The sequence below is a fragment of the Corynebacterium lujinxingii genome (genome assembly GCF_014490555.1).
Taxonomy (GTDB): domain Bacteria; phylum Actinomycetota; class Actinomycetes; order Mycobacteriales; family Mycobacteriaceae; genus Corynebacterium; species Corynebacterium lujinxingii.
This window is the reverse complement of the sequence record NZ_CP061032.1, coordinates 152,769-169,384: the sequence shown is the minus strand read 5'-3', so window position 1 is coordinate 169,384 and position 16,616 is coordinate 152,769. Positions and strand designations below refer to the sequence as shown.

Below are 16,616 nucleotides of genomic sequence, written 5' to 3'. Positions count from 1 at the left end.
AACATCACATCTTAGCGATGTTTGGCTACACGCGCCAAAAAGATTTTTCCGCCTACTCGCGACCCTTCGAGCCTGCTAAACCCGCTGCGGTGAGCATCGCGCTGAGCAGGAACGCCGAAACCACACTCCGGTAATCCCCTCCGTTTCCGGCCGCAGAAATCACCGTCGTGGCCCAGTGCATTGGCGTGGCCTGAGAGATCGCCACCAGCGTTGCTGGTACCCCACTGGTGGTGGCAGTCCGCCACACCCACCCGACGAGCGCAGCCTGGACAACCGACAACACCCCCGCCATTGCCATACCGACACCTGCCGGGAGCAGCAGGAGTAACACGTACGCCAGACCGGAGGAAGCCAGGGTTCCCCCGAGCATTCCAGCGAAAACTAACAGCGTCGCGCTGAGGTCCAGCCCAGACCCCAGCACCCACGCGAGAATCGCGCCGGCACATGCGATAAGAGTTGAACCCACCCCGAATATCCACCAACGCCTACCTGCAGCAAACCACGCCGCAACCGCCAACGCTGTGCCACCGAATACCGCAAGCACCGCAAGCAGCATCGCGGCCACTGGAGCGAGAGTGGAGCCGGAGTCCTCGCCCTCCTGCGCATTCTGCGCTACTGCTGGCACCGGCAGCGCTGCGCGTACCGCGGAAACCTTCTCGGCGTTGAGCCCGGCCATGTGGTCGATCTTGCCCACGCCGGCAACGAGTTCGTCGATGCCACCTGTCGCCTGCGAGGTTTGCGATTGCAGCTCCGCCAACCCGCGCGCAAGCTCAGCTGAGCCGTTTGTGGCTGTATATATTCCGTCGTGAAACTCGTAGCCGGGTACGGCAAGCTGGTTGGCGAGGTCGCGTGAGCCGTCGCGAAGCTGGTTCATCTTCGTCACAACATCCGGCGGCAACTGAGCGGTCTGTGCTTGCTCCCGCAGCCCTCGCAGGGATTCTCGGGCCTGGACTGCCTCCGGATCCTTCGCATCCTTGAGCTCTTCGAGGGTCCGGTCGATCGCGCCGACCACCTGGCCGCGCACGGCCTCGAAGCCGGTGACCTGGCCAACGACCTCCCCGATGGAGTCTGCCAGCTGGGTCGCGCCGGCCCCAAGTTGGCCAGTGCCCGCCTGGAGCTGGACCATGCCGTCGGAAAGTTGCTGGGAGCCAGTCTGGGCGGCCGTGAGGGCGTCGATAAGCTGCTGGGTCTGCTCTTGGGCCTCCCCGATGCCATCGGCAAGCTGGCTTGCCCCCTCCTCGAGCACCTTCGCCTGCTGGCCGGCCTCGCCTGCGGCCCGGCGTGCGTCGCCAAGATTGTCCGGGCCCACTTGCGGGGCGCCGGAGACCTCCGAATCCCGCGCCGCGTTCGCCCACGTGGACGCGGGACTCATCGGCAAAAACGCGCCGACCACAAGCGCCAGTAAGGCGCACACCAACCGCAGAGCATTGCCCGATTTCATGGGACTGTTCTTAGCACTCACCTGCGTTGCCCTGCGGGAGGCGCACCGCCCACCGCCTTCGTAGGGTTAGAGCCATCCCCCATGTATTGATACTGTCTTTAGCGTTCCGTACAAATCCCCCAAAAATGCATTGAAAAGGGTTCACCATGACTCTTCCCCTTGTCATCGGGCTCGTGGCAGCAACGGTGGTGCTTTCCCCGGTGCTGGTGCGCGCCATAGACAGGAAGGCCGGGTACCCGCTCGCGGCGCTTCTTTTCGCCGCCGCGGCCGTGCTGGGCTCGAAATTTACTTCCGTCGCCCAGGGCACAGACCTCACCTGGACTCGCACGTGGGCACACGATGTGATGGGCACAGGCACGTCGATCGACTTCGCGTTGCGTGCCGATGGCCTCGGCATCTTCTTCGCACTCCTCGCCCTGGTCATCGGCGGTGTCGTGTTCCTCTACTCCGCCGCCTACCTGCCGAAGCGCGACGGCAACACGAGTTTCTACACCATCATGACCGCGTTCACGCTGTCCGTGCTGTTGCTTGTGCTTGCCGACGACACCGTGCTCCTCTTCATCGCCTGGGAGCTCGTCTCCATCGCGTCGTTCATGCTCATCGCGCGCTCCGGCTCGTCCGGCGAGGCCGGCTCCTACCGCACGCTCATCCTCACCTTCTTCGGTGGTCTGACTCTACTGGCGGGCCTTGCGGTCGCGTCGGTGCAGGCGGGCACGACGCACCTCGCAGAGATCCTCGCCTCGGACGTGTGGGGCGACAACCGCGTCACCGTCGTGGTGGCGCTGCTGATCGCGTTTTCCGCTTTCACCAAGGCCGCGCAGTTCCCGTTCCACTTCTGGCTGCCGGAGGCGATGGCAGCCGCCACGCCGGTCTCCGCGTTCCTCCACGCCGCGGCCGTGGTCAAAGCCGGCATCTACGTGCTGCTGCGCTTCTCGACGATCTTTAGCGACGTCGCCGCCTGGAACGTCGTGCTGGTCGTTTTCGGCTTGTTCACCGCGATTATGTCGGCCACCTTCGCCATCACGAAGACCGACCTGAAGCACCTGACCGCGTACTCCACCGTGTCCCACCTGGGCTGGATCGTCGCCGCCATCGGCGTGGGCTCTCCGCTTGGCCTGGCCGCCGCACTGACCCACACGCTCGCGCACGCGCTGTTCAAGTCCTCGCTGTTCATGCTCATCGGTGTTGTCGACCACGAGGCCGGCACCCGCGACATGCGTCGCCTGGGCAAGCTTTACGACAAGATGCCGTTCACGTTTGTCTCCACCGCCGTCGCCGCCGCCTCTATGGCCGCGGTGCCACCGCTGTTCGGCTTCGTGTCCAAGGAATCCATCCTGGACGCCTTCCACGAGACCCCCTACGGCATGGTGCTGCTCATCGTCGCCGGTTTCGCGGCGTTCCTCACCTTCCTGTACTCGCTGAAGATCGTCTTCGGCGCGTTTGTCGACGGCCCGAAGGATATGTCGGGCGTCCACGAGGCCCCGGTCGCGCTGTGGCTGCCGGCCGCACTGCCGGGCTGGATGTCCGTCGTCCTTCCGTTCATGCTGTTCTGGGTGGACAACCCGGTCTCCGCAGGCGTGCGCGCGATCACCGGCGACGACACCTTCGAAACCCACCTCGCGTTGTGGCACGGCGTCACCCCGCCGTTTATCGTGTCCCTGCTCGTGCTGGTCGCCGGCATCGCGTTCATCTTCGTGCGCAAGCCGGTCTTCGAGGCCCTGCGCAACAAGGAATTGTTGCCGGCCAACGGCCCCGAGGTGCTGTCCTGGACCACCCGCGGCATGTCCGAGTTTGGCAAGCAGCTCGGCTCCCTGTCGGACGGCTTCAACCCGTCGCGCCATCTCTTCCCGCTGCTAGCTTCCGTGGTGGGCATGGGATTGACCGTCCTGCTGTTTTCCGACGGCATCGACGGTGTGACCCCGGCACCGCGCGCCGAGGGCATCGACGTGTGGTGGGACCTCATCCCGTTCGCCATCATCGCCATGTCGGTCCTCGGCATGGTGTTCACCCGCTCCCGCCTCGCCTCCGCGGTACTGCTCGGCACCGTCGGCGTGGGCATGACGCTGCAGATGTTCATGCTCGGCGCGCCGGACGTGGCGCTGACCCAGTTACTCGTCGAGTCGCTCACCGTCGTGGTCATCCTCCTCGTGCTGCGCTTCCAGCCGCGGATGTTCCCGGAGACGAAGCCTCGTCGTAAAGCACTCGCTGCTGTCTTCGCGTTGCTGGCCGGCCTGGTCGCCTTCTTCGGCGTGTACGGTCTCACCGGCCGCCGCGGGCGTTCCGAACTCGCCGAGTGGTACCTCACCGAAGGCGGCGAGGTCACCGGCGCGGATAACATCGTCGCGGTGATCATCGTGGAGTTCCGTGGCTTCGATACCCTCGGCGAACTCTCCGTGCTCGGCATGGCCGCCGTGGTCATTGCCGCGGTCGTGTCCTCCGTGCCGCGCCACGTGTTCGAGGCCGGCACACGCCCGCGCCCGTTCGGCCAGTCGCAGCTCAACTCCATCCCGCTGCGCAAGGCCTCCGCCCTCGTGGTGCCGGTCTTGATCGTGCTATCCGTGCTCATCTTCTTCCGCGGCCACACCGCGCCCGGCGGCGGCTTCGTCGCAGCGCTCGTGCTCGCCACCGCGTTCGCCCTGAACTACCTGGCGCGCGGCTCCGACGCGGACGTGGTAGAAAACTTTACCCCGATCCGCCTGATTGGCTGGGGCATCATCATTGCCATCGCGTCCGGCTTCCTCGGCTTCATCGAAGGCGGGTTCATGTACGCCATCCACGGCGAGATCGCCGGCGAGCACCTGACCACCTCGCTGATCTTCGACTTCGGCATCTACCTCGCCGTGCTCGGCATGGTTACCGCCGCAATCAACGCGCTCGGCGGCTACCTGCGCCCCGGCGCCGACCTGTCGGATTTGGACTACTCGCGCGACGAGGCCGAAAACCCGCTGCCGAGCATCCCCGAGCCGCTGCCGCCGGAAAACCCGGTGGACGCCCACCCCGAACCGATCAACCCGGCGCACGACCCGCAACCGGTTATCACGAAGGAGCCCTAACCCATGGTCATGGCACTTACCATCGCAGTCCTCGTCGCGGGATCGGTCTACCTGGTGCTGCAGCGCGGTATGGTGCGCATCGTCTTCGGCATGTCCTTGTTCGGCCACGCCACGAACCTCACCCTGCTCGCCGCCGGTGTCGGCGCGTGGCGCGGCGAGGCCTTCCCGTCGCGCGTACCGTTCGAGGACATGGGCGATCCGCTCCCCCAGGCGTTCGTGCTCACCGCCATCGTCATCGCGATGGCCACCACCACGATCCTGCTCATGCTCGCATCGCTCGGGCGTAACGACGACACCGCCGAGCAGCCCACCGGCACCGACGCCGGCTACTCCAAGATGCGGCTCAGCCCGTCCGCGCTGTCGACCGCCGGCCGCAACGCGCGACTCAACCCCAAGAAGCTGGAAGAGATGCGTGCACGCGAGATCCGCAAAGTCACTAACGACGATCTGAAGGTGAAGGACTAATGGCAGTCGACGCAATCCTCCCCGTCTTCGTGGCGCTGCCACTGATCGTCTCCGCGGTCACGGCGTTGAGCCCCTGGAAGAAACTCAACGACACCCTCGCCCTGCTCATCCCGGCGATCAACCTGGCCCTCGGCGTGTGGCTCTACACCTACACCGCCGAGCACGGCACGATCAGCCACGTCATCGGCCTGTACCAGGGCGGGGTGGGCATCTCCTATGCCGCGGACGCGTTCTCCGCGGTGATGATCGTGACCACCATGCTGGTTGCACTCATGTCCAACTGGTTCGCCATCAACGTCGGCGAAACCCAGGCGCGGTTCTACACCCCGCTGTCGCTGGTGCTCGTCACCGGTGTTTCCGGCGCGCTGCTCACGGCCGACCTGTTCAACTTCTTCGTCATGATCGAGGTCTGCCTCCTGCCGTCGTACGGCCTGATCGCCATGTCGGGCACCCGCCACCGCCTGTTGTCGGCACGCATGTTCGTGCTGGTCAACCTAGCGGCGTCGACAATGCTCTTGCTCGGCGTGGGCTACCTCTACGCCGTGACCGGCGCGGTCAACCTCGCCTCCCTGCAGGGTGTCGCCGCGGGCAACGGGCCGGCCACGGTGGCCACCGGCATCGTCGTCATCGCGATCGCCGCGAAGGCCGGCGTGTTCCCCGTCTACACCTGGCTGCCGCGCACCTACCCGTCGACGTCCGCCGCCGTGATGGGCCTGTTTTCCGGCCTGCACACCAAGGTCGCCGTCTACATGCTCTTCCGCATCTGGGTGATCATGTTCGACATGGACCCGCGGTGGAACACGCTGCTGATCATCGTCATGGTCATCTCCATGATCATCGGCGGTTACGCGGGCCTGGCCGAATCCACGATGCGCCGCGTGCTGGCCTACCAGATGGTCAACGGCATGCCGTTCATCCTCATCATGCTCGCCTTCACTAACGACGACGCCCGCTACGCCCTGGCCGCCGGCCTTCTGTACACGCTGCACCACATGGTCACCATCGCGGCGCTCGTGCTCAACTCCGGCGCCATCGAGGAGACCTACGGCACCGGCACCATGGCGAAACTGTCCGGCATCGCCCGCCGCGACCCGTGGACGTCCGCCGTGTTCGTCGCCGGCGCGTTCTCCATTGTCGGTTTCCCGCCGTTTTCCGGCATCTTCGGCAAGGTCACCATCGTGCTCGCCGCCGCCACCCCCGGCGACTGGCGCTCCTGGGTGGCGATCACCGCGATCATCGTGGCGTCGTTCGGCGCGCTGCTGTCCATGATGCGCCTGTGGCAGCGCGTGTTCTGGGGCCGTCCGATGCAGCACTACCCCGAAGCACTCAACGTGCGCGTGAGTTTCATGCTGCCGTCGGCGCTGCTCATGATCATCTCGCTGGGCATGTTCATCTTCGCCGGCCAGATGTGGGAGATCACAACCACCGCCGTCGACGACCTGCTCAACGTCGACGCCTACACCAGCGCCGTGCTTGGCAGCGACCCCATCGGCGTCCCGGCAGCCAACGACACTTTCGGAGGCGATAACTAATGCGAAGCATCATCCACGGGATCGGCTACGGCGCCTGGCTGATCAAGGAAATCTTCGTCGCCGGCTTCGACGCCGTCGGCAAGGCATTCAACCCGGCCGCCAAGATCGAGCCGATCGTCATCTACTACCCGCTGCGCATCAACACCGACTGGGACGTGTTCTGGTTCACCACCTCGATCACCGCCACCCCCGGCACCCTGTCGATGGGCCTGCGCCACCCCATCACCCCAGGCGGGCCGATCACCCTGCTCGTGCAGGCCGCGTTCGGCTCCGACCCCGAAGACGTCATTGCTTCGCTTGCGGATATGGAAGAGCACCTGCGTCCGTCGGTAAGCGAGCGCCCCATCGACCCGGCAAGCGTGGCCTGGGAACCCTACGTCGACCACGGACCCGATCGTGACGACGACACCGTCCCGCCCGCAGAAAGGATGGACTAGATGTTTGTCACCATCATGCAGGCCTGCCTCATCGTCATGGCGGTGTGCCTGCTCGTCATGCTCGGCGCGGTGATCCTGACCAAGGACGAACTGTCGCGCGCCGTGATGGCCGACATGATCTTCTACGGCATGATCGCCATCTTCTTAGTGTGGACCCTGTTCAACTCGTCCGCCATCGCCTACGAGATCCCGATCCTCGCCGGCCTTGTCTGCGGCGTGATCCCCACCATCTCCATGGCACGCATCATCTCGAGAGGACGCCGCTAATGGCCGCATACGAAATCGCCGTCGCAGCCCTGGTCATCCTGGCCACCATCTGTGTTATCGCCGCTGTCATCCTGCAGTTGCGCGCCCCCGACGCGATCACCCGCGTCAACCTGCTCGGCCCGCTGGTGGTCATCGCGTTTCCGATCCTGATCGTCGCGAAGCTGATCTACTCCTGGTCCACCACCGGCTTCGACCTCAACGACTTCATCCGCGCCGTCATCGCAATCGCCGCGGTGTGGATCGTCGGCTCCGTCGCATCCTTCATCATGGGCCGCTCCCTGTACGGCGTGACCGTCTCAGACAAACGGTAATGTCTTGAGGTTGTGAGCAGGCACGACGAAGGCTACGTCACGGACCTGGCGCTGCGCGCCGGCCGGGGCGATAAAGCCGCGCTCACCGAATTCATCCGGCTGACCCAAGACGACGTGTGGCGCCTGCTCGCCCACCTCGCCGGACCGCAGCACGCCGACGACCTCACCCAAGAGACGTATCTGCGCGTGCTGGGTTCGCTGCCGCGGTTCCAAGGGCGGTCGTCGGCACGCACATGGCTCCTTTCACTCGCGCGCCGCGCGTGGGTGGACTCCGTGCGCCACGACATGGCCCGCCCGCGCAAATCAACCGCCGAATACGAAGACGTCGCCGCGCGCGACCCCTCACCCGACAACCCCAACACGTGGGGCGATGTCATCGACGCACGCTCGCTTCTCGACGACCTCCCGCCCGAACGCCGCGAAGCCCTAGTCCTCACCCAAGTCCTCGGCTACACCTACGAAGAAGCCGCCAAAATTGCCGGCGTGCGCGTGGGCACCATCCGCTCCCGCGTAGCACGCGCCAGGCGCGACCTCATTGCCGGGAGTAATTAGCGCCGTAAAGCTAGGGTTGTAGCCATGCGTATTTCTCAACCTTTGGCACTGATTACTCTTGCGACGGCTCTGGCGGTGTCTGGGTGTTCGTCGGAAAGCAACGACGCCCCTGCCGACAATGCTGCCCACGACGAGCACGACCACCCAGCAGACGGCGGGCCTGCCCCGGCCGGCATCGCCGACGCGACCAACCCGACCTACCCCGTGGGCACCGAAGTCACGCTCACAGCCGACCACATGCCCGGCATGGACGGCGCCACTGCAACCATCTCCGGCGCGTACGACACCACCGCCTACGCCGTGTCCTACACCCCCACCGACGGCGGCGACCCAGTGACTAACCACAAGTGGGTCGTGCACGAAGAACTCGAGGGCGTCGGCGACACGCAACTCAGCGCCGGCGACACCGCCGTGATGACCGCAGACCACATGGCCGGCATGGAAGGCGCGGAAGCGACCATCGACTCGGCCACCGACGAAACGGTGTACATGGTGGACATCGAATCGCCGGAGATGACCATGAAACGGCACAAGTGGGTCGTTGAGAGCGAAATTCAGCCGAAGTAGCGCGGAGAATACACTGATCTAACTATGTTGAAGAACGCACTGTTAATTTCATTTGCCTTCATTGGCACCGTCGTCGGCGCAGGTTTCGCGTCGGGCCAAGAGGCGCTGCTTTACTTCTCGGCCTTCGGCACCCAGGGCATCTGGGGCGCTGTGCTCGGCTCGGTGCTCATGCTCATCGCCGGCGTGACCATCCTCCAGCTCGGCTCCTTCTTCCAGGCCAAGGAGCACATGGAGGTGCTCGGCTCCATCTCCTCGAAGGTGATGGGCTGGATTTTGGACATCGCCACGATTGTCACCCTGTTTTCCATCGGCTTTGTCATGTTTGCCGGTGCGGGCGCGAACCTGAACCAGCAGTTTGGGCTGCCCGTATGGATCGGCGCCGTGCTCATGCTCGCCGCCACCATCGGCTTCGGCATGCTCGACGTGGATAAGGTCACCGGCGCGATCGGCGCGCTCACGCCGTTCCTGCTCGCGTTCGTCATCATCGGTTGCGGCTGGACGTTGATCAACGGTCAGCCCGACTGGGACGCGCTCAACGCAGCCGCCGCGAACGTCGACTCCTCGCTGCCCAACTGGTGGATTTCTGCCCTGAACTACACCGGCCTGAACGTCATGTGCGTCGTCTCCATGGCGCTGGTGATCGGCGGCAACCAGCTGGATACCCGCGCCGCCGGCCTCGGCGGCCTGTTCGGCGGCCTGGGCTACCTGGTCATGCTGATGCTGCTGGTGCTGGCGCTTTTGGTCAAGATCGAGACCGTCGAGGGCCAGGACATGCCGCTTCTTACCCTGATCACCGACATCAATCCGACACTGGGCCTGATCATGTCGCTGGTCATCTTCGGCATGATTTTCGCCACGTCGCTGGGTATGTTCTTCGCCCTGGGCAAGCGCCTCTCCCGCGGCCGCGAAGACAAGTTCCGCCTGATTTTCATCTCCGCGTGCGTCATCGGTTTCGTGCTGTCCTTCGTTGGCTTCCAGCAGCTGGTGTCCACGGTCTACCCGATCCTGGGCTACCTGGGCCTGCTGCTCATCGTCGTCATGACGGCCGCGTGGCTGCGCGCTATTCCGAAGCTGCGCAAGGAGGGCGACCGTCGCCGCCGTGCGCTTGAGCTCACGCGCAAGCGCCTGGACCCGTCGGAGCGCTTCACCAAGAACGACGAGCGCGAACTCGACTACATCACCTCCAAGTCCAACGTGGACGAAGACGAACTCGTCGAGGCGCTCGAGGAGGAGATCTCCCAGGAACTCTCCGAAGACGAGGAATCCGACTTCGACATGGAGGACCTAGACAACCCCTCCGACCTGGTCTACGTCTCCTACACCGAGCCGGTCACGGCCGAGGAGTACAAGAAGAACCCGGACGAGCCGTGGAACGACCACACTGTCGACGACATGATCGCCGCAGAGGAAGCCGAAGAAGCCGCCGAGCGCGAAAAGGAAGAAGGCGGCTCAACCCGCATCTAACCCGCGCATAAAAAATGCGCCTCCACCGCGCGGTGGAGGCACTTTTTCGTGTACCTAGACGAGCAGTTCGGCGATCTGGATCGTGTTCAGCGCCGCGCCCTTGCGCAGGTTGTCGCCAGCGACGACGAACACCAGCCCGCGGCCGCCGTCCACCGATTGGTCCTGGCGGATGCGGCCGACAAGGGAGTCGTCAATGCCGGTCGCTTCACGCGGCGTCGGCACGTCCACCACGCGCACGCCCGGCGCGGCTTCGAGGATCTCCGCGGCACGCTCCGGGGTGATCTCGCGGTCGAACTCGGCGTGCACCACCATCGTGTGGCCGGTGAACACCGGGATGCGCACGCACGTGCCCGCAACCTTCAACTCCGGGATGTCCAGGATGCGGCGGGACTCGTTGCGCAGCTTCTGCTCTTCGTCAGTTTCGAGCGAGCCGTCGTCGACAAGCGCACCCGCCAGCGGCAGCGCGTTGAACGCGATCGGCGCGACGTACGGGCCCAGGTCGCCATGCTTATCGACGACACCATCCCGCACCAGCCCACGCGGATCCCCCAGTTCCTCCACCTGGGTAGCCAGCGCCTCGACGCCGGCCAGGCCAGAGCCAGAGACGGCCTGGTAGGAGGCGACGCGTAGGGTGCGCAGGCCGGCGTCGTCGTGAAGCGGCTTGAGCACCGGCATCGCGGCCATGGTGGTGCAGTTCGGGTTCGCGATGATGCCCTTCGGCAGGTCCTTCACGGTGTCCGGGTTGACCTCGGAGACGACCAGCGGGACTTCCGTGTCCTTGCGCCACGCCGAGGAGTTGTCCACCACGGTTGCGCCCGCGGCGGCGAACACCGGCGCCCACTCGCGCGAGGTGGACCCGCCGGCGGAGAACAGGGCGATGTCGACGTCGTTGACGGACTCCTCGGTGACTTGGGTGAGGTCCTCGACGGTGATCTGCTCGCCGCGGAATTCCAGCGTTGTGCCGGCGGAGCGCGGCGAAGCGAAGAAGCGCACCTTGTCCGCGGGGAAGTTGCGCTCTGCGAGAATGTCGCGCATCACGCGGCCGACCTGGCCGGTGGCGCCGACGACTGCGAGGGTGGTCATGAATAACTCCTTAGCGTCCGGTACCTGCGTAGACCACGGCCGGCTCGTCGCCGCCGAGGTCGAACTTCGTGTGGATTGCGCGTGCCGCTTCGGCCATGTCGGCCTGGCGCACCACGGCGGTGATGCGGATCTCCGAGGTGGTGATCATCTCGATGTTGATGCCTGCGTCGCGCAGCGCGTCGCAGAAGTCGGCCGTGACCCCCGGGTGCGACTTCATGCCTGCGCCGACGAGGGAGACCTTGCCGATCTCGTCGTCGTACGTGACGTCTTCCCAGCCCTCGTTGACCTGCATGGCGCGCAGCAGTTCCATCGTCGCCGCGCCGTTGGCCTTCGGCAGGGTGAAGGTGATGTCGGTCTTGTTGTTGTGCGAGCTGGAGATGTTCTGGATCACCATGTCGATGTTCACCTCCGCCTCTGCGAGCGCGCGGAAGACCTTGGCGGCCTCGCCGACGGTGTCGGTGATGCCGAGGATGGTGATCTTCGCCTCCGAGTCGTCGGTGGCAACACCGGTCAGTACTGCTTCTTCCATGGGGATATCCTCCAATGCTCCGGCGACCAGGGTGCCGGTTTCGTTGCTATACGACGATCGCACCCGCAAAGGCACGTTGAACGCGCGGGCGTACTCCACGCTGCGCAGGACGAGAATCTTCGAACCGGACGCGGCTAATTCGAGCATCTCCTCGAAGCAGAGCGTGTCCAGTTTGCGGGCGTCGGTGACGATGCGCGGGTCGGCGGTGTAGATGCCGTCGACATCCGAGTAGATCTCGCACTCGTCGGCACCCATCGCGGCGGCGAGCGCGACGGCGGTGGTGTCGGAGCCGCCGCGGCCGAGCGTGGTCACGTCCTTCGTTTCACGGTTCACGCCCTGGAAGCCGGCGACGATGGCGATGTTGCCCTCGTCCACAGCTTCCTGCACGCGCCCCGGGGTGACCTCCAGGATGCGGGCGTTGCCGTGGCGCTCGGTGGTGATCACGCCGGCCTGCGAGCCGGTGAACGACTGCACCTTCTCCCCGAGTGCGTGCACCGCCATGGCGACCAGCGAGTTGGAGATGCGCTCGCCGGCGGTGAGCAGCATGTCCATTTCGCGCGCCGGCGGGTTGGGGTTGACCTGTTCGGCCAGGTCGAGCAGGTCGTCGGTGGTGTCGCCCATCGCGGAGCAGACCACCACGACGTCGTTGCCCGCCCGGCGCGTTTCCACGATGCGCCGCGCCACGGCGTTGATGCGCTCGGCGCTTTCGAGTGAAGATCCCCCGTACTTCTGGACTATTAGTGCCATGTCAGCCTTCCCGCGGATCCTTCGTGTATTCCAACGGTCAAGAATAGCGTCCCAAAAGAAGCGTTTTCGAGACTCGCGTTAATATCATTCACCGTGCATAACAATTTTCTCGCCGTCGTGTTCGCGCTCGTTTCGGCGGCCACCATGGCGGGAGGCACCGTCTGGCGCCACCGCATCATGCGCGACGGCAGTTCCGTGTTGCGCTCGATGCGCCGGCCGGCGTGGTGGGGTTCGATGGGGCTGGCGTTTACCGCCTACGGGTTCCAGGCGGCGGCGCTCGCGTTTGGCACCCTGTTGGTTGTGCAGCCGATTCTCGCGCTGTCGCTCATGCTCACGTTGGTGTTTTCGGCGTGGGCAGAGCGCCGCCACATGAAGACCGCAGAGGCGTTTTGGGCGATCGTGCTCACCGCCAGTGTCGCGGGCGTGGTCGTCTTCGGCCGCCCCGTGCCCGGCGAGCGCGACCCCGCGACGTGGGAGTGGGTCACCGTCGTCGGCGTCGGCGCGGTGGTCTCGATCGCCGCGTGCGCGATTGCTTCTCGACGACGCGCCAACTCCCGCGCCCTCATCTACGGCATCATCTGCGGCGCCATGTTCGGCTTCCAGGCGGTGTTTTCCAAGGTGGCGGTGGACGACTTCGTCGCCGGCGGCGTCGCGGGCCTGATTATGTCGTGGCAGCTGTGGGCGATGCTTGTCGCCGCCACCGCCGGCACGATCGTGCAGCAGTACGCGTTCGCCGCCGGCAACCTGGCCACATCGCTGCCCGCGTCGAAGATCGTCGAGCCGCTGCTCGCGTTCTCGCTCAGCCTCACGTTGTTGGGTGAGAGCTTCCGGGACCAGTCGGTGTTCGGCTACGTGTTGGTGGGGTCGTCGGTAAGCGTGATGCTCATCTCCGCCGCATTCCTCACACGAGTGAGCATCAAATGATGTAGTCTGTGACGCATGTCGCAACGGGCGTTTCTCCTTCTACGCCGCGGCGGGAATCAGGCCTTCTAAACACGGCCGGCACCCCGTCGCGGAGTTTCTTCTGCCGGCCGTGGACACCACCACCGACCAAGGAAATTCCCGATGAGCAACGACTTTTTCGCACCGCGTGCAATCCAAACCCCCTCCGGCCCGCGTAACGACGACCAACCCGCCTGGAACAAACAACGCGGCTCCCAGATGCCCGTGGACCGCTACCTCACCTTCGCCGAAGAGGTCGAAGACATCCAGCTGCCGGATCGCACCTGGCCGGACAAGAAAATCACCCGCGCGCCGCAGTGGTGCGCCGTGGACCTGCGCGACGGCAACCAGGCGCTGATCGACCCGATGAGCCCCGAACGCAAGCGCCGCATGTTCAACCTGCTCGTCGAGATGGGCTTCAAAGAGATCGAGGTCGGCTTCCCGTCGGCGTCCCAGACGGACTTCGACTTCGTGCGCGAGATCATTGAGAAGGACATGATCCCCGACGACGTGACCATCCAGGTCCTCGTCCAGGCGCGCGAGCACCTCATCCGCCGCACCTTCGAAGCCTGCGCCGGCGCGAAAAACGTCATCGTGCACTTCTACAACTCCACCTCGAAGCTGCAGCGCCGCGTGGTCTTCCGCAAGGACCGCGAACAGATCAAGACGCTGGCCACCGACGCCGCCGAGCTGATCAAAACCATCGCCGTCGACTACCCCGACACCAACTGGCGCTGGGAGTACTCGCCGGAATCCTTCACAGGCACGGAGTTGGACTTTGCCAAGGAGGTCTGCGACGCGGTCGTCGAGAAGATGGGCGCCACGGCCGACAACCCGATCATTCTCAACCTGCCCGCCACGGTGGAGATGATCACCCCGAACGTCTACGCCGACTCCATCGAGTGGATGCACCGCAACCTGGCCAAGCGCGAGGCCGTGATCTTGTCGCTGCACCCGCACAACGATCGCGGCTCCGGTGTCGCGGCCGCCGAACTCGGCTACCTCGCCGGCGCCGACCGCATCGAAGGCTGCCTGTTCGGCAACGGCGAGCGCACCGGCAACGTCGACCTGATCACCCTGGGGTTGAACATGCTCACCCAGGGCGTCGACCCGCAGATCGACTTCTCCGACATCACCCGCATCCGCGACGTCGTCGAATACTGCAACCAGCTGCGCGTGCCGGAGCGCCACCCCTACGGCGGCGACCTCGTGTTCACCGCGTTTTCCGGCTCGCACCAAGACGCGATCAACAAGGGCCTCGACGCCCTGGCGCAAACCATCCGCCCCGACGCCACCAGCGAGGACGTCACCTGGGACGAGCTGCGCGAGACCATCTGGGAGGTGCCGTACCTGCCCATCGACCCGAAGGACGTCGGCCGCACCTACGAGGCCGTCATCCGCGTCAACTCCCAATCTGGCAAGGGCGGGGTGGCCTACATCATGAAGACCGACCACGGCATCAACATGCCGCGCGCCATGCAGCCGGAGTTCTCCGCCATCGTGCAAAACATCACCGACACCGAAGGTGGCGAGGTCAACTCGAAGAACATGTGGGACATCTTCGCCCAGACGTACCTCGACTTGGCCGAGCCGCTGGAGCTGGGCCACTATCGCATCGACGCCGCCGAAACCGAAGGCGACGACACCCGCGTGACCGCCACCGTCACCTACGAGGGCACCTCGCGCGAGATCGAAGGCGCCGGCAACGGCCCGATCGCCGCGTTCGCGGGCGCGCTCGAGCAGATCGGCATCGACTTCGAGGTGCAGGACTACTCGCAGCGCGCCCGCTCCGCCGGCGACGACGCCGACGCGGCCTGCTACATCCACGCCGACGTCGACGGCACCTCCGCCTGGGGTGTGGGCATCGCCGGCTCCACCACGCGGGCGTCGCTCGAGGCGATCGTCTCCGCTGTCAACCGCTCGAACGCCGCGAACTAGGCAGCTCCGGCGCGGACGTTTATACTTGGCCACACATTTCAGGCTGTGAGGTGAAGTATGCGGACGTACGCGGTGCCCAGCGGTGCCGTCGAGGTGCCCATCGAGCGCACGCTTGCCGACGACCACCTCTCCCCCACCGTCACCCTCCACCCCATCGACGACACGGGGTTTGAGGTGCGCGACGGCGAGGTGGTCGTCGGCACGCTCGGCGCTGGTAGGCGCGCCGACCTCGACCACATCGCCCGCCACGGCTTCATCCCCGAAGTCGCAGCACGCGTGCGCGGCGACGACATCGTGCTCACCCTGCCCCAAACCGCCGCGGCCGTGCCCGCCAACCACCCGCCGCGCGCCCCGTGGGTGCTGCTGCCCGCCGGCGACACCTACGCCATCGGCGCCTACGACGGCTACCGCGGCCCCGTCCAAGTCCTCGCGGTGATCGCGCCGGGTGGTGAGGTCAGTGTGGACGGTGAGGTCGTCGGCAAGCTTGCTGCCCCGGAGCTCGGCGTGGACGCCCTGGCCGAGCGCGACCTTGTCGCCGTGGCGCGCGGCTTCATCGACGACGGCACCTTGACGCTTACCGCGTCCCCCGCCGCCGACGACGCCGAAATCTCCCCGCTGCCCGCGCTGCCGCCCGTGCCGCGCGAGGACGACACTGGCTTTTTCGCCACCGTCGACGCCGAAGCCGCCGCGCTGGCCGCCGACACCGAAGCCGAACCCGTCGAGCCGGCCAAATCGAGCGGGCGCATCACCGGACGCGTCGTCGCCGCAGGCGCGGCCGTTATCGCGTTGGGGATCACGGCGGTCGGCACGACGATGATCACCTCGTCGTGGCGCGAGGACCAAGGCACCGTCGCCCAATTCCCCGAAACGGTGGTCACCTCGGGGCCGACCACCACCACGTCGGAGGAACCGACGACGGAGCCCACCGAGTCCACGGAGCCGACCGAGCCGACGGAGCCGACGGAGTCCACGGAGCCCGCAGCGGAGCCGTCCGAGGACGCCGCGACCACCGCGCCGCCGGCGCCCGCCGTGCGCGTGCCCACGCCGCAGCAGCAACTGCCCGTCCCCGCGCCCGCACCTGCACCCGCGCCCGTGCAGGCACCGGCCCCCGCACCTGCACCTGCACCAGCACCCGCCCCGGCCCCCGCACCCGCGCCGGCACCGGCCCCCGCACCGCGCCAGCAGGCCCCGAAGCAGGAATCGCACCCGTACGAGTACTCCATCGGCGGGCTGCGGGTCCGCTCGAACGCGCCGCTGGACCAGCCGCTGTACGAAATGCAGCCGTAGT

General features: G+C 65.8%; 15 protein-coding genes. 12 read left to right on the top strand and 3 right to left on the bottom strand.

What is annotated here, in order from left to right; genetic code table 11:
• Positions 1 to 52 precede the first annotated feature (52 nt).
• A complete protein-coding gene (locus tag IAU68_RS00740) occupies positions 53 to 1,441 on the bottom strand; it encodes a hypothetical protein (RefSeq protein ID WP_171193180.1) in 1,389 nt (462 codons plus the stop codon).
• Positions 1,442 to 1,587: 146 nt separating this feature from the next.
• On the opposite strand from IAU68_RS00740, the gene IAU68_RS00735 reads away from it, so the two are divergent.
• Genes IAU68_RS00735 through IAU68_RS00695 form a run of 9 tightly spaced genes read left to right on the top strand, consistent with a single transcriptional unit; the run spans position 1,588 to position 10,089 of the window.
• A complete protein-coding gene (locus IAU68_RS00735) occupies positions 1,588 to 4,494 on the top strand; it encodes a DUF4040 family protein (protein ID WP_171193179.1) in 2,907 nt (968 codons plus the stop codon).
• Between the two features lie 3 nt (positions 4,495 to 4,497).
• The gene (locus tag IAU68_RS00730; RefSeq protein ID WP_171193178.1) at positions 4,498 to 4,959 is read left to right on the top strand and encodes a sodium:proton antiporter; all 462 of its coding nucleotides are present in this window, start codon (positions 4,498 to 4,500) and stop codon (positions 4,957 to 4,959) included.
• Positions 4,959 to 6,491 (top strand): monovalent cation/H+ antiporter subunit D family protein, encoded by a 1,533-nt coding sequence (locus IAU68_RS00725; RefSeq protein ID WP_171193177.1) that lies wholly within the window; start codon positions 4,959 to 4,961, stop codon positions 6,489 to 6,491. The genes IAU68_RS00730 and IAU68_RS00725 overlap by 1 nt, the downstream gene beginning before the upstream one ends.
• Positions 6,491 to 6,928, top strand: a complete 438-nt coding sequence (locus tag IAU68_RS00720; RefSeq protein ID WP_202880126.1) for a monovalent cation/H+ antiporter subunit E — start codon at positions 6,491 to 6,493, stop codon at positions 6,926 to 6,928. Before IAU68_RS00725 ends, IAU68_RS00720 begins: the two co-directional genes overlap by 1 nt.
• Positions 6,929 to 7,195 (top strand): cation:proton antiporter, encoded by a 267-nt coding sequence (locus IAU68_RS00715; protein WP_171193176.1) that lies wholly within the window; start codon positions 6,929 to 6,931, stop codon positions 7,193 to 7,195. It begins immediately after the preceding gene.
• On the top strand, positions 7,195 to 7,506 hold the full coding sequence (locus IAU68_RS00710) for a Na+/H+ antiporter subunit G (RefSeq protein ID WP_171193175.1): 312 nt from the start codon (positions 7,195 to 7,197) through the stop codon (positions 7,504 to 7,506). The genes IAU68_RS00715 and IAU68_RS00710 overlap by 1 nt, the downstream gene beginning before the upstream one ends.
• A gap of 12 nt (positions 7,507 to 7,518) precedes the next feature.
• Positions 7,519 to 8,058: an RNA polymerase sigma factor gene (locus IAU68_RS00705; protein WP_171193174.1), complete on the top strand. Its 540-nt coding sequence runs from the start codon at positions 7,519 to 7,521 to the stop codon at positions 8,056 to 8,058.
• Positions 8,059 to 8,082: 24 nt separating this feature from the next.
• Complete coding sequence (locus tag IAU68_RS00700) at positions 8,083 to 8,625, top strand: YdhK family protein (protein WP_171193173.1); 543 nt, start codon at positions 8,083 to 8,085, stop codon at positions 8,623 to 8,625.
• Positions 8,626 to 8,649: 24 nt separating this feature from the next.
• The gene (locus tag IAU68_RS00695; protein WP_231699046.1) at positions 8,650 to 10,089 is read left to right on the top strand and encodes a YkvI family membrane protein; all 1,440 of its coding nucleotides are present in this window, start codon (positions 8,650 to 8,652) and stop codon (positions 10,087 to 10,089) included.
• A gap of 54 nt (positions 10,090 to 10,143) precedes the next feature.
• Here the strand turns inward: IAU68_RS00695 and IAU68_RS00690 are convergent, their stop codons facing one another.
• Both IAU68_RS00690 and IAU68_RS00685 read right to left on the bottom strand, forming a co-directional pair.
• On the bottom strand, positions 10,144 to 11,172 hold the full coding sequence (locus IAU68_RS00690) for an aspartate-semialdehyde dehydrogenase (RefSeq protein WP_171193172.1): 1,029 nt from the start codon (positions 11,170 to 11,172) through the stop codon (positions 10,144 to 10,146).
• 10 nt (positions 11,173 to 11,182) lie between these two features.
• Positions 11,183 to 12,448 carry an aspartate kinase gene (locus tag IAU68_RS00685; protein WP_171193171.1) on the bottom strand — a complete coding sequence of 422 codons (1,266 nt, stop codon included), beginning with the start codon at positions 12,446 to 12,448 and terminating at the stop codon, positions 11,183 to 11,185.
• Positions 12,449 to 12,541: 93 nt separating this feature from the next.
• On the opposite strand from IAU68_RS00685, the gene IAU68_RS00680 reads away from it, so the two are divergent.
• The 3 genes from IAU68_RS00680 (at position 12,542) to IAU68_RS00670 (ending at position 16,615) form a co-directional block, all read left to right on the top strand.
• Positions 12,542 to 13,372, top strand: a complete 831-nt coding sequence (locus tag IAU68_RS00680; protein WP_171193170.1) for a DMT family transporter — start codon at positions 12,542 to 12,544, stop codon at positions 13,370 to 13,372.
• Positions 13,373 to 13,513: 141 nt separating this feature from the next.
• Positions 13,514 to 15,328 carry a 2-isopropylmalate synthase gene (leuA, locus tag IAU68_RS00675; RefSeq protein ID WP_171193169.1) on the top strand — a complete coding sequence of 605 codons (1,815 nt, stop codon included), beginning with the start codon at positions 13,514 to 13,516 and terminating at the stop codon, positions 15,326 to 15,328.
• Positions 15,329 to 15,385: 57 nt separating this feature from the next.
• The gene (locus IAU68_RS00670) at positions 15,386 to 16,615 is read left to right on the top strand and encodes a hypothetical protein (protein ID WP_171193025.1); all 1,230 of its coding nucleotides are present in this window, start codon (positions 15,386 to 15,388) and stop codon (positions 16,613 to 16,615) included.
• Position 16,616 lies beyond the last annotated feature (1 nt).

Coding starts and splice junctions, on each gene's coding strand:
- IAU68_RS00690 (WP_171193172.1), bottom strand. CDS start 11,172: ATGACCACCCTCGCAGTCGTCGGCGCCACCGGCCAGGTCGGCCGCGTG.
- IAU68_RS00695 (WP_231699046.1), top strand. CDS start 8,650: ATGTTGAAGAACGCACTGTTAATTTCATTTGCCTTCATTGGCACCGTC.
- IAU68_RS00730 (WP_171193178.1), top strand. CDS start 4,498: ATGGTCATGGCACTTACCATCGCAGTCCTCGTCGCGGGATCGGTCTAC.
- leuA (WP_171193169.1), top strand. CDS start 13,514: ATGAGCAACGACTTTTTCGCACCGCGTGCAATCCAAACCCCCTCCGGC.
- IAU68_RS00700 (WP_171193173.1), top strand. CDS start 8,083: ATGCGTATTTCTCAACCTTTGGCACTGATTACTCTTGCGACGGCTCTG.
- IAU68_RS00740 (WP_171193180.1), bottom strand. CDS start 1,441: ATGAAATCGGGCAATGCTCTGCGGTTGGTGTGCGCCTTACTGGCGCTT.
- IAU68_RS00685 (WP_171193171.1), bottom strand. CDS start 12,448: ATGGCACTAATAGTCCAGAAGTACGGGGGATCTTCACTCGAAAGCGCC.
- IAU68_RS00670 (WP_171193025.1), top strand. CDS start 15,386: ATGCGGACGTACGCGGTGCCCAGCGGTGCCGTCGAGGTGCCCATCGAG.
- IAU68_RS00725 (WP_171193177.1), top strand. CDS start 4,959: ATGGCAGTCGACGCAATCCTCCCCGTCTTCGTGGCGCTGCCACTGATC.
- IAU68_RS00720 (WP_202880126.1), top strand. CDS start 6,491: ATGCGAAGCATCATCCACGGGATCGGCTACGGCGCCTGGCTGATCAAG.
- IAU68_RS00710 (WP_171193175.1), top strand. CDS start 7,195: ATGGCCGCATACGAAATCGCCGTCGCAGCCCTGGTCATCCTGGCCACC.
- IAU68_RS00735 (WP_171193179.1), top strand. CDS start 1,588: ATGACTCTTCCCCTTGTCATCGGGCTCGTGGCAGCAACGGTGGTGCTT.
- IAU68_RS00715 (WP_171193176.1), top strand. CDS start 6,929: ATGTTTGTCACCATCATGCAGGCCTGCCTCATCGTCATGGCGGTGTGC.